This window comes from Actinomycetospora chiangmaiensis DSM 45062 (assembly GCF_000379625.1).
GTDB classification, from domain to species: domain Bacteria; phylum Actinomycetota; class Actinomycetes; order Mycobacteriales; family Pseudonocardiaceae; genus Actinomycetospora; species Actinomycetospora chiangmaiensis.
In genome coordinates, this window is record NZ_KB903244.1 from 17,001 (window position 1) to 32,467 (window position 15,467).

General features: G+C 71.0%; 18 protein-coding genes and 1 pseudogene. 7 read left to right on the forward strand and 12 right to left on the reverse strand.

Annotated features, from left to right (window positions below; all coding sequences use genetic code 11):
- The first annotated feature begins 540 nt into the window (after window positions 1–540).
- On the forward strand, window positions 541–1,287 hold the full coding sequence (locus A3CO_RS38375; RefSeq protein WP_157647781.1) for a hypothetical protein: 747 nt from the start codon (window positions 541–543) through the stop codon (window positions 1,285–1,287).
- Window positions 1,288–1,580: 293 nt separating this feature from the next.
- On the opposite strand, the gene A3CO_RS38380 is transcribed toward A3CO_RS38375, so the two are convergent.
- Entirely contained in the window at window positions 1,581–2,039 is a 459-nt protein-coding gene (locus A3CO_RS38380) for a hypothetical protein (RefSeq protein WP_157647782.1), read from the reverse strand.
- 469 nt (window positions 2,040–2,508) lie between these two features.
- On the opposite strand from A3CO_RS38380, the gene A3CO_RS0121850 reads away from it, so the two are divergent.
- Window positions 2,509–3,000 (forward strand): LuxR C-terminal-related transcriptional regulator, encoded by a 492-nt coding sequence (locus A3CO_RS0121850; protein WP_169510968.1) that lies wholly within the window; start codon window positions 2,509–2,511, stop codon window positions 2,998–3,000.
- 147 nt (window positions 3,001–3,147) lie between these two features.
- Here the strand turns inward: A3CO_RS0121850 and A3CO_RS0121855 are convergent, their stop codons facing one another.
- On the reverse strand, window positions 3,148–3,627 hold the full coding sequence (locus A3CO_RS0121855) for an Lsr2 family DNA-binding protein (RefSeq protein WP_084682128.1): 480 nt from the start codon (window positions 3,625–3,627) through the stop codon (window positions 3,148–3,150).
- A gap of 180 nt (window positions 3,628–3,807) precedes the next feature.
- On the opposite strand from A3CO_RS0121855, the gene A3CO_RS0121860 reads away from it, so the two are divergent.
- Window positions 3,808–5,220 carry a glycoside hydrolase family 28 protein gene (locus A3CO_RS0121860; RefSeq protein WP_018334384.1) on the forward strand — a complete coding sequence of 471 codons (1,413 nt, stop codon included), beginning with the start codon at window positions 3,808–3,810 and terminating at the stop codon, window positions 5,218–5,220.
- 1 nt (window position 5,221) lies between these two features.
- On the opposite strand, the gene A3CO_RS0121865 is transcribed toward A3CO_RS0121860, so the two are convergent.
- Both A3CO_RS0121865 and A3CO_RS0121870 read right to left on the reverse strand, forming a co-directional pair.
- Window positions 5,222–6,385, reverse strand: coding sequence for an oxidoreductase (locus tag A3CO_RS0121865; RefSeq protein WP_018334385.1), 1,164 nt, complete (start codon window positions 6,383–6,385; stop codon window positions 5,222–5,224).
- Between the two features lie 17 nt (window positions 6,386–6,402).
- Complete coding sequence (locus tag A3CO_RS0121870; protein WP_018334386.1) at window positions 6,403–7,038, reverse strand: class I SAM-dependent methyltransferase; 636 nt, start codon at window positions 7,036–7,038, stop codon at window positions 6,403–6,405.
- A 103-nt stretch (window positions 7,039–7,141) separates the two neighbouring features.
- Between A3CO_RS0121870 and A3CO_RS33730 the strand changes: the two genes are divergently transcribed.
- A complete protein-coding gene (locus tag A3CO_RS33730; protein ID WP_018334387.1) occupies window positions 7,142–7,381 on the forward strand; it encodes a hypothetical protein in 240 nt (79 codons plus the stop codon).
- Window positions 7,382–7,409: 28 nt separating this feature from the next.
- Here the strand turns inward: A3CO_RS33730 and A3CO_RS0121880 are convergent, their stop codons facing one another.
- A complete protein-coding gene (locus A3CO_RS0121880) occupies window positions 7,410–7,844 on the reverse strand; it encodes a hypothetical protein (RefSeq protein WP_018334388.1) in 435 nt (144 codons plus the stop codon).
- A 72-nt stretch (window positions 7,845–7,916) separates the two neighbouring features.
- On the opposite strand from A3CO_RS0121880, the gene A3CO_RS0121885 reads away from it, so the two are divergent.
- The gene (locus A3CO_RS0121885; RefSeq protein WP_018334389.1) at window positions 7,917–10,442 is read left to right on the forward strand and encodes a DEAD/DEAH box helicase; all 2,526 of its coding nucleotides are present in this window, start codon (window positions 7,917–7,919) and stop codon (window positions 10,440–10,442) included.
- A gap of 7 nt (window positions 10,443–10,449) precedes the next feature.
- Here A3CO_RS0121885 and A3CO_RS33735 read toward each other — a convergent pair whose 3' ends face one another.
- From A3CO_RS33735 to A3CO_RS40465, 6 genes and pseudogenes are all read right to left on the reverse strand, one after another.
- Window positions 10,450–11,022, reverse strand: a complete 573-nt coding sequence (locus A3CO_RS33735) for a MarR family transcriptional regulator (protein WP_018334390.1) — start codon at window positions 11,020–11,022, stop codon at window positions 10,450–10,452.
- A 301-nt stretch (window positions 11,023–11,323) separates the two neighbouring features.
- A complete protein-coding gene (locus A3CO_RS0121895; protein ID WP_033414837.1) occupies window positions 11,324–12,184 on the reverse strand; it encodes an exodeoxyribonuclease III in 861 nt (286 codons plus the stop codon).
- A gap of 9 nt (window positions 12,185–12,193) precedes the next feature.
- Entirely contained in the window at window positions 12,194–12,322 is a 129-nt protein-coding gene (locus tag A3CO_RS40130; protein WP_018334392.1) for a hypothetical protein, read from the reverse strand.
- Window positions 12,319–12,780 (reverse strand): SRPBCC family protein, encoded by a 462-nt coding sequence (locus A3CO_RS0121905; RefSeq protein WP_018334393.1) that lies wholly within the window; start codon window positions 12,778–12,780, stop codon window positions 12,319–12,321. The genes A3CO_RS40130 and A3CO_RS0121905 overlap by 4 nt, the downstream gene beginning before the upstream one ends.
- A gap of 104 nt (window positions 12,781–12,884) precedes the next feature.
- On the reverse strand, window positions 12,885–13,220 hold the full coding sequence (locus A3CO_RS39140) for a helix-turn-helix domain-containing protein (RefSeq protein ID WP_018334394.1): 336 nt from the start codon (window positions 13,218–13,220) through the stop codon (window positions 12,885–12,887).
- 110 nt (window positions 13,221–13,330) lie between these two features.
- A pseudogene (locus A3CO_RS40465) lies at window positions 13,331–13,708 on the reverse strand (DJ-1/PfpI family protein); the annotation flags it as partial.
- 134 nt (window positions 13,709–13,842) lie between these two features.
- Between A3CO_RS40465 and A3CO_RS33745 the strand changes: the two are divergent.
- Window positions 13,843–14,445 (forward strand): GDSL-type esterase/lipase family protein, encoded by a 603-nt coding sequence (locus tag A3CO_RS33745; protein ID WP_018334396.1) that lies wholly within the window; start codon window positions 13,843–13,845, stop codon window positions 14,443–14,445.
- A 43-nt stretch (window positions 14,446–14,488) separates the two neighbouring features.
- A complete protein-coding gene (locus A3CO_RS0121925; RefSeq protein WP_018334397.1) occupies window positions 14,489–15,001 on the forward strand; it encodes a DUF302 domain-containing protein in 513 nt (170 codons plus the stop codon).
- A gap of 52 nt (window positions 15,002–15,053) precedes the next feature.
- Here A3CO_RS0121925 and A3CO_RS33750 read toward each other — a convergent pair whose 3' ends face one another.
- Window positions 15,054–15,452 (reverse strand): FKBP-type peptidyl-prolyl cis-trans isomerase, encoded by a 399-nt coding sequence (locus tag A3CO_RS33750; protein ID WP_018334398.1) that lies wholly within the window; start codon window positions 15,450–15,452, stop codon window positions 15,054–15,056.
- Window positions 15,453–15,467: the final 15 nt, after the last annotated feature.

Here is a 15,467-nt window from a genome sequence, read left to right on the forward strand (position 1 = left end):
TCGCGACCAGCGCTCGATGTCTCAGAAGCGGTCAGCGGTCGGTTGAGCTCCGCGCCACACCTAGTGCAGAACCTCGCCGATCCCGCAGCCGCCGAATGACAGGAAAGACATCGTCTGTCCATATAGTCCACCATGTCCCCTCGCCCGTCGTGCGACGAGTCGTCGATAACCTCTCGTGTTCATCGTTCGCTCGGCTGGATCCGTAACATGCCCCCGAGCAGTCGCGCGGACGGCACCCTGCTTCTTGCGGGCGCTCTCGCCCCTCTCCCCGAATCGCTGTCCCGCACCAGCGCACGCCAATCGGAGGTCAAACTTCCCCACTCGCGCGGTCTCCCCTCGTTCGACGCCGACGGAGGCGAGCGCGGCTGGGCGCTCGCCAGCCACTTGCCCATCGAAATTGCCCGCTCAACGATCAGCCTGTGGCGATACCAGACTGCAGACCCGCAACATGCCTCAACGGAGCGCCGGAGCCGATGAGCGGCAAGCCCTCGCAGACGAGGAGAGCCAGATGACAGGACCGTTTTGGACGGGGCGGGCTGAGTGATGGTCATCGTCTATGTTGCGTATGCCTGGGTCTCGGCAGCCGTGGTGATCGGGGTCAGCCAAGACGGCGGCGCCATGCGCGGAATTGTCGCGGTGCTCGTTTCCGGCCTATTGCTAGCCGCGCTGCACCTTCCCTGGCTGATGCGGGTGCAGCGGGCACGGCGGGCAAAGAGGCAGGCTTTTGAACGAGAACGATCCAACGCCACGCACCGCGGCCGCGACCTCCGACGAGCATTCGAAGCCCGACACCCCGAGGTTCACCTGACCAATCTCAAGGCCCATCACGACTGCGATCAATTCTCCGCGGTGTTGTTCGCCGACCAGCTCGGCAAGCTTCACTACTCAACTGAGAGCGAAGGGATCCGGCTCAAGCGTTCGCACGAAAAGGAACTCATCGGGATCATTGTGCGGGCTTTCGGAACTGATCCGTGGGCTTCGTGGAGGACCGAAGTCGAGGCCGTCGCAAGAGCAACAATTGAAGATCGTCATCGCCCCATTCCCGCCCTCGACGCCCGCCGGATCGAGCCGGAACTTGCGCCGACCAACTCATCGATCCAGCGCTCGCACCACGCCGATTACACGGCAACGTCCGCGGATAAGCACTCTCGGCCGCTGGACGTACAAGAGATTTACAGGCCCGGAGAGTACGGCAGCGACCGTGTCTACAATAGCGACGCACCCTATTACCACGAGGGAGCGCAATATGGCGCGGATGGACCGGACAATTACGCTGGATACGATTAGGTCAGAGCCGCCCGGGCTAAGCCGCCGCGTCACCTTCTATTGGGCCAAGGATTCCCCGCCCCTTCGCGGAATCTTCGACCTGACCAGAAAGATGGCCTATAGGCTTCATATCGGAAGAAACACGCAACAAGATTGCCAAGTATACGTTATCGTCAGCGATCAATGCGTGGCAGTCTGGGCAGATCGCCCACTGGGTTGCAGCTCTCCGAAAGATATGACTATTAGGGTCTTGAGTCCGCCTCCCGTGATGCGGTCTCACACCTACTCCTCGCAAAGGAGAGCGCGGACACTCGTCAGTCTGCGAACGGATCACGCCACTTCTCGGCCTCGTTGTCCCAGTAGAAGCCGCCAGGTAAGCGGCCATGTTCGTGAAGGAATTTGAACGCCTTCACGTAGGCAGCCACAGGGAGGTCGGAACCTCCGGGAATTGTGTCACCCATTGCCGTTCCGATTGAGACTATGCCATCACGGCCGGTGGAATCTTGCCGCGCCTGCCGAAGCTTTTCGATGAATTCTTTCAGATGTCGCGCCGCTGCATCTGTACCGCTCTTCAAGCTAGCAGCGATAAAGCTGGAGCTCACACTCATCAGGACAGTGACCTGCCAAGGAAGCTCGCCCGCTGACTCTAGGATGAGTCGACGTTCGACCGTGCAAGTCACCCCCGAGGCTTGCGCAACGGCATACACGACCTCTCTGTCTCTTTCGGTCGCTTCGCTCTCAATGAGGATGTCAGCAGTCGGTTCCTCGTCCACGGCTACAACTTACAAGTCAGGATCATCCGGAAGGCCGGTGCGGTCGCCGCGCGGCAGGTCCCCGGGATCGCCGGGACTGCTGGCCAGAGTGCGAGGGCGGCAGCTGGCAGGGACACGGGCGCCAACTTCGGCGCCGAGAAGGTCCGTGGCTTCCGGGGTGGCGGGGCCTGGCTATTCCGACGCCTGGCGCACCGTGCGCCGGTGCACCCGTGTTGGACGGTGAACTCGCGGATCGAGAGCTCCGCGCGGCGGTGATCGCGGCGGGTTGCGTCGTAGACCTGCACTCGCGACCCCACATCCGGCCCCTCCCACCCGTGGACGCCGCCAGCATGACGCCGACGCGACAGGGGTGGGGCCAGAAATCTCCGTCACGTCGTCCCGAGCGTGTCGCAGCTCGGGGCCAACCACTGCGTGGTCCCCGATCAACGTGCCCACTCCGATGCAGCGCATATCCCCTGACGTCGTCCTCATGGACCTCCGCATGCCCGGAATGGATGGGATCGCCGCAACCAGGGCCGTCGTCGAGTTCGCTCCGGTCCTCATCCTTACGACGTTCGACGAGGACGAGTCCGTGTATGCGGCTCTGCGCACTGGGGCGAGCGGCTATCTGCTCAAGCATGCGGCGCCGAGCCAACTCGCGGACGCGGTTCGACGCGTGGCAGCCGGTGACGCCTGGCTGGATCCCGGAGTGGCCGCCAGCGTGATCGCCGCGGTCGCGGCGACCGACCCGCAGCGGCACGACCTAGCGGCGCGGCTCGCGCGGCTCACCGACCGGGAGCGTGAGGTTCTTATCCTGATGGCCCAAGGCCATTCGAACGCCGAAATCGCGGCTGAATTCACGGTCGCTGAGGCCACCGCACGGACTCATGTCAACCGCATCCTGATGAAGACTGGCTCACAGAATCGCACAAACGCCGTCGTCCTCGCCTACCAGAGCGGGCTGGTCCTTCCGGGCTCCTGACAACCATGCGCGCGCGACGACGGCAGGGGGCGTGGCCAGCCGACCGAAGAGCGTCCCGGCCTCGATCTCGGTGCGCAGATGCCGCGATATGTGGGCTTATCGCGGCGTCGCCGGCGGCCGACCGAGGTCGGCGCCGGCGGCACGTGCTCAAGCCTGGCGGGCTGATGAGGCCTCGTAGTTGGAGATGAGGTCCTTCTTGAGGATGCCGCGGGACTTGACCTCGATGCCCTCGTTGACCGCCCACTCCCGGATCGTCTCGCGCTCAGAGGCGGTCAGGCCGTCGCGACCGCGCGGCTCCTCGCCGCGGTCCTCCGGTGTGCTCTGCTCGGCGGTATCAACCGGCGACGTCCCGGGCGCGGCGGTCGCATCANCGGCTCTTACGCCGTCGGTCAGCTTCGAGGCGTCGCCGGCTTCGAACGCTTCGACCACGTAGCCGGGGATCCGGCCCCGCTCGGCCAGCGCCGCTCCGTTGCTGATGGCCCAGGCGCGGATCTCNCAGCTCGGCGTCACCGGGCAGCTCGAACGACGGCTCGTCGGGTTCCTCGTCCCCCGGCGGGCACGGCAGTGGCGACCCCGTCTCGGGGTCGGACCCTGCCTCGATCGCCATGCACCCAGTATCGAACACATGTTCGACAAGATCAAGCGGCGAACGGAGCAACTTCCCGAACCGGGATGCACCAGACACGCCACTCGACGACCCAGCGACCGCCCCTACGGTTCCTCGCGATCCCGTTCCCCGCTTTGCACGGCCCGTTCATGCCCCCGGAGCGACACTGGACCGTCGACATCACGACAGGGAAGGCACCGGTGCCCCTCCGACGCCGTCGGTTCCTCGCGTCCGTCCTGCCCGGGCTCGGCCTGGCCGCCACGACCGCCCTGACCACCGCGGACGCGGCGCCGCGACCCGCCGTCGGGAACGGGCCCCTCGACGTCCGCGCGTTCGGCGCCCGGGGCGACGGGACCACCCGCGACACGGCGGCGATCCAGGCCGCCGTCGACGCCGCGGCCGCCCGGGGCGGCGGCACCGTCCTGCTGCCCGCGGGGACGTTCCTGTCCGGGACGGTCGAGCTGCGGTCGGATGTGACGCTGCACCTCTCCCCCGGCGCCACGCTCCTCGGCAGCCCCGACATCGCCGACTACCCGGCGCACGACCTCGGAGTGCGTGACCTCGACATCGGCGGCCGACGGGTCTGGGCGCTGCTCTACGCGCGGGACGCCGAGCGGGTCACGATCGAGGGCGCCGGGACGATCGACGGGTCGGGCCGGGCGTTCCCGAAGGTCCTGACACCCGACCCCGAGATCGCCACCGGCCCGCGCCCACGCATGGTGTTCCTCCGCGGCTGCCGGTCCGTCGCCCTGCGGGACGTGACCCTGCGCGAGGCCGGGATGTGGACGGTCCACCTGGCCCAGTGCGAGGACGTGCAGGTCCGGGGCCTGACCGTCCTGTCGTCGCAGCACGTGCACCAGGACGGGATCGTCGTCGACAGCTGCGCCCGCGCTGTCGTGAGCGACTGCCGCGTGGACACCCTCGACGACGCGGTCGTGCTCAAGAGCTCCTACCCGCAGCCGTGCCGGGACGTCCTCGTCACCGGCTGCACCCTCAGCTCCCGCTGCGCCGGCCTGAAGCTCGGCACCCAGTCCCTGGGCGGGTTCCGCCGGATCCGCCTCGAGCGTTGCGTACTCCACGAGTGCCGGCTCGGCGGGCTCAAGCTCCAGACCGTCGACGGCGGCGACCTCGAGGACGTCGTCGCCACCGACCTCGTCATGCACGACGTCGCGGCCCCGCTCGCCGTCCGGCGCGGGAACCGCGGGTTCGACTACGGGCTCGCGGACGTCGTCCGGCCCCGGCCGGTCGGGGCGCTCCGGGCCGTGCAGGTCCGTCGCCTCCGCGCGACCGTGAGCCGCGCCGTCGGCCCACCGTCCGGCGACGTCATGAGCATCGCGGGCCTGCCCGGGTTCCCGGTCGAGGACGTGATCCTGGAGGACCTCCAGGTCACGACGCCCGGTGGGGGCACGCCCGCCGACGCGCGCCGCACCGGCATCCCCGAGGTCGCGGCGGCCTACCCGGAGCACACGATGTTCGGCGTCCTGCCGGCCCACGGCCTGTGGATGCGGCACGCGAGCGGCATCACCGTCCGCGACCTGCGCGTCGAGACCGTGGCCCCCGACGCACGGCCGGCGGTCGTGGCCGACGACGTCGCGAACCTCGACCTGCGCTGACCTACGACGCGACGGGCGGCAGGCCGATGCTCTCGGCCGGCCCGCGGAAGTTCTCCAACCACCACCGCCAGTCGTCGGGCAGCAGTGAGAACGGCCGCTCGTGCCCGAGCTCGCGGGCGGCCCAGACCGGCCAGTGCGGGTTGGCCAACGCCGGGTTGCCGAGGAGCACGAGGTCGACCCACTCGTCGCGGATCGCCGCATCCGCGTCCTGCGGGCGGCCCAGGTTCCAGCTGGCCATCGTCGGGATCCCGACCTCCTTGCGCACCCGCGCGGCCCGCTCGGCCATGAAGCCCGCGCGGTCGAACGGCGGCCGGATCGGCGGCTTCGCGGTGTTGAAACCCATGCTCATGTCCGCCATGTCGAGCCCGTGCTCGGCCATCCACGCCACGGCCTGGACCGACTCGTCGAACTGCACGCCCTCGGGGTGGAAGTCGTCCGAGCCCAGCCGCATCGTCAACGGCAGGCGCTCGGGCCACACCTCCCGCACCGCGTCCAGCGCCTCGAGCAGGAACCGCGCGCGGTTCTCCAGCGAGCCGCCGTACTCGTCGTCGCGGCGGTTGGCGAGCGGGGAGAAGAACTCGCCCGCGAGGTAGCCGTGGGCGAAGTGCATGTGCAGCCACTCGTACCCGGCGTCGGCGGCCCGGCGAGCCGCGTCGGCGTAGGAGCGGTGCAGACCGTGGATCTCCTCAACGGTGAGCGCGTGGACCGGGTTGTCGTGCGTCCCGTCGTCATAGGACACCGCGGACGGGCCGCTGACCTGCCAGCCGCGATCGTGGTCCGGCGGGAGCTGGGAACCTCCGCGCAGGCCGTCGATCTCGTCGTGCTTGGCCACCTCGCTGCCCTTGCGGCCGGTGTGTCCGAGCTGGATCCCCGCGACCCCGCCCTGCCGCCGGATGATCCCCGTGACCCGGGCGTGCCCCTCGATCTGGCCGTCGTCCCAGATGCCCGCGCAGTCCACCGTCGTGCGGCCCTCGGGGACGATCGCGACCTGCTCCGGGAAGATCAGCCCGAAGCCGCCCGCGGCGCGGGCCCCGAGGTACATGACGTGGTAGTCGTTCATGCGCCCGCTGCGGTCCTCGCAGGCGTGCATCGTCATCGGCGACATCCCGATGCGGTTCCGCAGCGTCACGCCCTTGAGCGTGAACGGGGAGAAGAGATCAGCCACGTCGGCCTGCTTACCCGTCAGACGAGGCGGTGCACCGTCGTGGGCGTGACCGACCGGCCCTCCAGGTCCGTCGTGTCCGGCACGTCGTAGGTGGCGAGCGCCTCCACCCGACGCCGGGGCAGGTACTCCCGCCCCGGGTCGCCGACGTAGACCTCGATCCCCACACCCGTCGCCTCGTCGAGGAACTCCAGCATGAGCCGCGCCATCGGCTGCTCGTAGAACACGTCGCCGGCGAGGATCACGTCGACGTCGAGCTCGGGGCCCTCGCCCGCCATGAGATCCCCGACGACGTCCACGGTGACCCCGTTGAGCGCCGCGTTCCGCGCGGTCGCCACGCGAGCGCGGGCGTCGTGGTCCGAGGCGACCACCGACGTCGCCCCCGCCCGCAGCGCGGCGATCCCGACGATGCCCGACCCGCTCGCGAGATCCAGGACCTTCTTCCCGACGACGAGGTCGGGCCGGTCGAGCACGCAGCGTGCGAGCGCCTGCCCGCCGGCCCAGGCGAAGGCCCAGAACGGCGGGGCCGCCTCGTCGGTCTCGGACCAGGTGCGGTGGATGTCGTCGGCGAGCAGGAGGGTCACCTCCGGCACCAACGGGGCCGTTCCGGGGGTGGTCCAGCTCGTGACCTGGTCATCGAGTTCGCGCTCGGTCACGGCATCGTCACCCGCCGTCATAGGTTGCCCCGGACGGAGGCAGCGCCGGACTCCGCACCCACCTACCCTGTGGCGGAACCGCGACCTCGCGAGGAGGCAGACCATGTCCGACGACGACGACACGGATGCCGTCCTGCTCTACCTCGGTGGTCCGCTCGACGGCCGGGTGGAGGTCCGCGAGGCACGCCACGGCGCCCCGCTGCCGACGGTGACCCACACCCACCTCCACGACGGTCCGAAGGTCGTGCACCACTACGACCTCCATCCGCTCACCGACGGTGCCGGTGTCTACCACCTGCGCGTGGAGCCCGTGCCGCAGCCCGCCGACGCCGAGTCGGCGTAACCCGCACCGCCCCCACAGCGCGTCCGGCTCAGGCGAGCCACCACCCCAGCGCACACAGCGCGCCCCAGACGCCCGCGACCGCGATCGCCTTCGTGCGCGCCTCCCGGTCGGGCAGGCTCGCACCGAGCAGCACCAGGTCGACGACGTCCGAGCCCACCCGCACCGCCGTCGCCGTGCGGAGCGGCTGCCCCTCCGGCGCGAACGCCATCGCGAGTCCCGAGGCGAGGTCGCGGCCGCCCAGAGCACGGATGCCGATCGCCGTGCCGCGCGAGAGCGACCCGCCGTCGGGAGCCAGCTTGGTCGGGCGGGCGAACAGCTCGGGCTTCGCGATGATCGCGACGCTGTAGGCGGCGGTCGCGGCGCCGAGCACGCGCGGGAGCCACGGAGCCTTCGGGGTGGACTTCGAGGACGACGTCAAGGTCATGGCCGCGTGTACCCACTCGGTCACGCGGTCGCCCGTCATCCTCCGGACAGTGCAGTGGTTGCCGGCACCACCCGGGCGGGGACCGGCCGGGAACGGGGACAATGGAGGGCGATGAGCGCTCCGTCCCTGCTTCCCGCCCCCGGTGCCGACCCCGACGACCTGTTCGAGGGCTTCTCGGCCTGGGCGGCCGAACGCGGTCTGGAGCTGTACCCGGCCCAGGCCGAGGCGCTCATCGAGCTCGTCACGGGCGCCAACGTCATCGTCTCGACGCCGACCGGTTCGGGGAAGTCGCTCATCGCCCTCGGCGCCCACGTGGCGGCGATGTCACGCGGCGAGCGCACCGTCTACACCGCGCCGATCAAGGCCCTGGTCAGCGAGAAGTTCTTCTCCCTGGGCGCCCAGCTCGGCTACGCCAACGTCGGGATGCTCACCGGCGACGCCGCCGTGAACCCGGAGGCGCCGGTCATCTGCTGCACCGCCGAGGTGCTGGCCAACTGGGCGCTGCGCGAGGGCGCCGCGGCCGACATCGGCCAGGTCGTCATGGACGAGTTCCACTTCTACGCCGACCCCGACCGCGGGTGGGCGTGGCAGGTCCCGCTCGTCGAGCTGCCGCAGTGCCAGTTCCTGCTGATGAGCGCGACCCTCGGCGACGTGTCCTTCTTCCAGGAGGACCTGACACGGCGGACGGGGCGGGAGACCGCCGTCGTCACGAACACCGAGCGCCCGGTGCCGCTCTCGTTCCGCTGGTCGACCACCCCGCTGCACGAGACGATCTCCGAGCTGATCACCGGGAAGCAGGCCCCGGTCTACATCGTGCACACCACGCAGGCCGCGGCGATCGAGCAGGCGCAGGCGCTCATGAGCCTGAACGTCTCGACGAAGGCCGAGAAGGAGCAGATCGCCGAGCTCATCGGCTCCTTCCGCTTCACCGCCGGGTTCGGGCGCACCCTGTCCCGGCTCGTCCGCCACGGTATCGGCGTGCACCACGCCGGGATGCTGCCGAAGTACCGCCGGCTCGTGGAGACGCTCGCCCAGGCCGGGCTGCTCAAGCTCATCTGCGGGACGGACACCCTCGGCGTCGGGATCAACATCCCGATCCGCACCGTGCTGTTCACCGCGCTCACCAAGTTCGACGGCCAGCGGGTGCGCCACCTGCGCGCCCGCGAGTTCCACCAGGTCGCGGGCCGCGCCGGGCGGGCGGGCTACGACACGGCCGGCTTCGTCGTCGTGCAGGCCCCCGAGCACGAGGTGGAGAACGCCAAGCGGCTCGCGAAGGCCGGCGACGACGTGAAGAAGCAGCGGCGCGTCGTGCGGGTGAAGGCGCCCGACGGATTCGTGTCGTGGTCCGAGCGCACGATGGAGAAGCTGGTCGAGGCCCAGCCCGAGCAGCTCACGAGCCAGATGCGCGTGACGACGGCGATGCTGCTGCAGGTCGCCCAGCGCCCCGGGCCGTACTTCCCGGCGATGCGCCATCTGCTGGAGGACAACCACGCCGACCGCCCCACCCAGCGCAAGCTGATCCTGCGAGCGATCCAGCTCTTCCGCGGGCTCATCGAGGCCGACGTCATCGAGGTGCTGAAGGTTCCCGACGAGGCCGGTCGCACGGTCCGCCTCGTCGACGACCTCCAGGTCGACTTCGCCCTCAACCAGCCGCTGTCCCCGTTCGCGCTGGCCGCGTTCGAGCTGCTCGACGACGAGTCCCCCACCTACTCGCTCGACCTCGTGAGCGTCGTCGAGTCGACGCTCGACGACCCGAAGCAGATCCTGCGCGCCCAGGAGAACGCCGCCCGGGGCGAGGCCGTGGGCGCGATGAAGGCCGAGGGGCTCGAGTACGAGGAGCGCATGGAGCGCCTCGAGGAGATCACCTGGCCGAAGCCGCTCGCCGAGCTGCTGGAGCCCGCCTTCGAGACCTACCGCAAGGGCCACCCGTGGGTGGGCGACGCGGAGCTGTCCCCCAAGGCCGTCGTCCGCGATCTCTACGAGCGCGCGATGACGTTCGTCGAGTTCGTCTCGCACTACAAGATCGCCCGCTCCGAGGGCCTCGTCCTGCGCTACCTCACCGACGCCTACCGGGCGCTGCGCCAGACGATCCCCGAGTCGGCCGGCACCGACGACCTCGACGACCTCATCGCGTGGCTGGGCGAGCTGGTCCGCCAGACCGACTCCTCGCTGCTCGACGAGTGGGAGACGCTGTCGAACCCGACCGAGCTCGACGCGGCCGGCACCGACGCCGCGCCGATCGACCAGGGTCCGCCGCCGGTCACCCGCAACGAGCGGGCGTTCCGGGTGCTCGTGCGTAACGAGATGTTCCGCCGCGTCGAGCTGTTCGCGCGCCGGGTGCCCGGCGATCTCGCCGAGCTGTCGGGCGACGAGGGCCCGTCGGTCGAGACGTGGTCCGAGGCGATGCTCGACTACTTCGACGAGTACCCCACGCTCGGCGCCGGCCCCGAGGCCCGCGGCCCCGCGCTGTTCCGCGTGGTCGACCGGGGCCGTACCTGGGAGGTCCGCCAAGTCTTCGACGACCCGGAGGGCGACCACGACTGGGGCATCACCGCCACGGTCGACCTCGACGCCTCCGACGAGGTCGGCTCGGCCGTCGTCCACGTGACGCACGTGGGGCCGTTCGAGGCGGTCTGAGGACCGCTCACGGGAGCCCCTTCGCTCGGCGGGCGCGCCGTCGACGCACGATTGCCGCCCGCCACCACGCCCGGTCCGCCTCGCTGCTCGCCACGAGGTGCAGCGCGTGAACGAGATGGAGGAGCTGACCGGCCGCGCGGGCACGCCGGTCGGGGCGGTACAGCCCGTAGGTGGTCACCGTCGCGCGCACGAGGTCGCGGACGGCGGTCCGGAACGACGCCACGATCCGGTCCCGCTCCTCGTGCGGCACGAGCCACACCTCGACGCCCTGGCGGTGCCCGGCACTGGCCTCCCGCCGGACGTGCCCACCGTCCTCCAGCCGACGGAGCATCTTCGACACCGTGCTCCGCGTGAGGCCGACGCGCTCGCCGATGGTGCCGCTCGGCAGCGGCCCGAGGTGGCGCAGCAGGTCGAGGCACAGCAGTTCGGGCAGGCCGAGCTCCAGCCGCCGCGCGGTCGCGATGCGGAAGCGGTGCACGACCGGAACGAGATGGTCGACGACGAGGGCCGTCAGCTCCTCCGTCGCGGCCTCGACCGCAGCCTTCCGCTCGGTGTGGTCGTCGGTCACGACGTCGAGCATCGCGCGCAGCTCGCCACGCGGGGGGCGGAACGGTGAACGTCGTGCGTCCGCACCCGCTGTCGCTGCACACCGAGCTCGAGCAGGCACCACCTCGCCGCCCGTCGGCTCGACCAATCGACCCCCGGCGCGAAGCGTTCCCGACCATCCGGGTCACCGCGACTCGGATGATCCACCACGGTTCCGCCTCCGGCCCGACCAGCCGACCGCCGACGCGAAGCGCACCCGATCATCCGAGTCACCGCGACTCGGATGATCCACCACGGTTCCGCCTCCGGCCCGACCAGCGGACCGCCGGCGCGACTCAGGCCTTCTTCCGCCGCGGCGCACCCTTCTTCGCGCCGAGCGAGGGCGGCGGGACGACGGGGCCGATGTCGCCGTCGGGCGCGGTGTCGAGGTCGACGATCACCGGGGCGTGGTCGGACGGGCCGGTGCCCTTGCGGGCCTGCCGGTCGACCCAGGCGGCCTGCCGACGCTCCGCGATCGGGGCGCCCGCGAGGACGAGGTCGATCCGCATGCCGCGGTCCTGGTGGAAGGCGCCGCCGCGGTAGTCCCAGTAGGTGAAGGCGGGGACGTCGACCCAGCGGTCGCGGATCACGTCGTGCAGCCCGGCCTTCTCGATCGCGGCGAGCGCCTCGCGTTCGGGCGGGGTGACGTGGGTGGACTCGGCGAAGACCTCGACGGAGTAGACGTCGAGGTCGGCCGGCGCGATGTTGAAGTCGCCGGCGACGATCGTGCGGTCGGGCTCGCCGGCCTCCACCATGTCGCGCAGCACGCCGAGCCACTCGAGCTTGTAGGCGTAGTGCGGGTCGTCCACGGTGCGGCCGTTGGGCACGTACACGCTGGTCACGCGCATGTCCCCGCAGGTCGCGGTGACCGCGCGGGCCTCCTGGTGCGGGTAGCCGGGCGCACCCGGGAGCCCGTTGACCACGTCGTCGAGACCGATGCGCGACAGCAGCGCCACCCCGTTCCAGCGGCCCTCGCCGTGGTGGGCGACCTCGTAGCCGCGTTCGGCCAGGGCGGCGCCGAAGGTCTCGTCGAACGCCTCGTCGGAGAGCTTGGTCTCCTGTAGGCACACGACGTCGGGCGCGCGCTCGTCGAGCCAGCCCAGCAGGCGCGGCTCGCGGGCCTTCGCGGAGTTCACGTTCCAGGTCGCCACTCGCACGGCTCCACGCTAACGGGCGACCCCGACGACGTCCTTCGAGGACTCCCGGGCGCGCGGCGGCCGGGCCCGGCGCCACACGGTCTCGGCCTGGAACGCGACCGTGACCGTGAGGCGAGCCCGGACCTTCCCGACGATCACCCCTCGACGCGCGCCTTCACCGTCGCGAGCGTGCGGGTCATGCCCTCGCGGTTGTGCGACGGGCTGTCCGAGGTGCGGCCCCGGCCGACGAGCGCGGCGATCGCGGTGCGCTTGTCGATCCAGCGCTGCGTGACCTTCGTGCCGGTGCCCTCGGGCTCCAGGGTGAAGCTCCAGCGCGCGACCGACTGGCCGGCGACGTCGACGTCCCAGCTGATGTGGCGGGCGGGGTCGTACTCGGCGACGGTGCTCGTCGTCGGCCAGCGCAGGAGGCCCTTGCGGTTCCAGCCGATGAAGCGCGCGCCCGGCCGAGGGCCGGTGGCGCCGCCGAGCCAGCGGGTCCGGTAGCACTCGGGCGAGATCTCCCCGATGCGGGCGGGGTCGCCGACGAGCTCCCACACCTTCTCCGGCGGGGCGTCCACGATCTCGCTGACCACCACGTCCGGCGCCTTCTCGGGCACGATCGACCTCCTCGGGGTACGCGGCGGTACCAACCGGTACCGCCGCGCCACCCTAGAGGTAACCCGGGGCTCCCGTGTCCGGGCGGCGACGCGTGACGCCGCGGTCACGCCACCGAGGGCCCGGCCCGCAGTTCGCGCACCGTCACGCCTCGGTGGCGGCGGACGACGCTGCGGAGTGTGCTCGCGTTGGCGTAACCGACCCGCTCGGCGACGGCCTCGGTGCTGAGGTCCGTCGTGCGGAGCAGGTGCGCGGCGTGCTCCACCCGGATCGCGGTGATGAAGTCCAGCGGCGAGACCCCCAGCGCCGACGCGGTGGCCCGCTGCAGGGTGCGCTCGGAGACCCCGAGCGCCCGGGCCGCGACGGGGACACCACCGTGGTCGTCGAGGTGGGACCGGACCCACTGCTCGAACCGGGCGACCACGGGGTCGGCCCGGGCCACGACCGACGGGATCGCGAACTCGGCCTGTTCCCGCCCTCGCCGATCAACAGGTAGCGCGACACCCGCTCGGCGAGGACGGGACTCGCCGCGTGCACGAGGGACAGGACGAGGTTGACGTGCGCGATGGCCGCCCCGGCCGTCGTGACCGGGCCGGACCGGCACAGCATGCAGCTGTCGTCGAGGCGCACCCGCGGGTAGCGCCGGCGGAAGAGCGGACCGAGCCACCAGCTCGTGGTGGCCGTCCGGCCGTCGAGGACGCCGGCCTCGGCGAGGAAGAATGTGCCGGTGCAGGCGGCGGCGAGGGGGACGCCGCGCTCGCCGGTCGCCCGGATCAGCTCGAGGGCCGGGGCGTGGCTCGGCGAGGTCACCGTGGCGATCAGTCCCTCGGCCTCCTTGACGTTCGTGGCGGGCACCACGAGCAGGTCGGGCCGGTAGGTGTCGGGGTCCGCGACGGCGGCGCTGACGACGTGGCCCGCTCCGGTCCGCACCGAGGGGGACGACCCGAGGATCGTGATCTTCCAGGGCGGCGGGGGCGAGGGGATGTCCGCCCGCAGCGCGTTCGCCGTCCCGAGGACCTCACCGACGGCCGCGAGTCCGAAGTCCGCGACCCCGTCGACGACGCATGTCGACGATCAACGCGAACCACCGCTACCCGGACTACCTCGCGCAGGGTCTGGCGGGCCGGAACATCTCGGTGATCAACCAGGGCGTGGCCGGCCAACGGCTCCTGTTCGACAACATCGGCCCGAGCTCGCTGAACTCGTTCGGCCTCAACGTCGTGAACCTCCCGCGCGTGCGGGCGATCATCCTGCAGGTGGGCATCAACGACCTCGCGAACCCGCCGTTCATCGGGGCCCCGGGACGTCACCCGGAGCGCATCTCCGCCCAGCAGGTCATCGACGGGATGAAGCAGTTCATCGACATGGCCCGCAGTCGGGGAATCGTCGTGTTCGCGACCACCATCACCCCGAGCGGGGACCTGACTTGGCCGGCACGCGGATTGTTCGAGACCTATTCGCTGCCCGACGTCGTGGCCAAGCGACTCGCGGTCAACGCGTGGATCCGCGAGAGCCGGTACGCGCCGGTCATCGACTTCGACAAGGCGCTGCTCGACCCGGCCAACCCGAACTCGCTGCGCCCCGACCTCGCGAGTGCGGGCAACCTGCACCCGAACGACAAGGGCTATCAGGTGATGGCCGAGACGGCCCTGGCCGCCCGCCCGTGACGACCCGATCCCGGCGCACCCCGCCGACCGACGGAGGCCGGCCATGACCGCGACCACCACGCCCGGGAACACCGGGTACCGGGGCGAGCACGTCGACGTCACGTCCACGAAGCCGTTCGACGAGGTCGTCGCCGACCTCCGGGCGGAGCTCGGCACCGCGTCCACCGACCGTCTGATGGACCGACTGGCCGGCAGCGCGACGTGGGAGGAGTTCAGCGCCGAGTGCGCGGGATTCGCGGGGCGCAGCAACCTCATCGAGGTCGGGTTCCTCGACTGGGGGCGCGTGGCCACCCTCGCGGGGACGCCGATGCGCGCCAAGCTCTTCGTGCTCGGCAACCCGCTCACCGCGCGCAAGCTGCTCGCGGCGGGCGGTCCCGAGGTCGGGCTGCACCTCCCGACGCAGATGCTCGTCCACGAGGACGCCGAGGGCGTCACCCACGTGTCCTACGACCGCTTCGGCCCGATCATGGCGGCGTACGGGAAGGACGACCTCGACACGGTCGCGGGGGTGATCGACGGCGTGCTGGCCGGGCTCGCCGCCGCGGCGACGGCCTGACCGCCCGGCCCGGCCCGTTCCCGACGTCGGGAGCGGGCCGGCCCGGGTCCGTCTAGTTGACCTTGACGAGGTCCACGACGAACACCAGGTGGGCGTTCGGCGGGATGACGCCGCCGGCGCCCTGCGGGCCGTAGCCCTGGTGCGGGGGCACGACGAGGATGCGGCGGCCGCCCTCGCGCATGCCCGAGATGCCCAGCTTGAACCCGTCGATGACCTGCCCGAGCGGGAACTCGACGGGCGCCCCGCCGCGGCTCCACGACGAGTCGAACTCCGAGGAGTTCGACACGAGGCGGCCCTCGTACTGCACCTGCACGGTGTCGCGGTGGCTCGCCTCGGCGCCGCCGCCGACGACGAGGTCGGTGATGTCCAGGTCGCTCGGGAGGGTGTCGGGGGTGACCGACGCACCCGGGGCACGGGTGAGGTCGTCGGCGTTCTCCACGGTGACTGCCATGCCCCCACCGTAGGG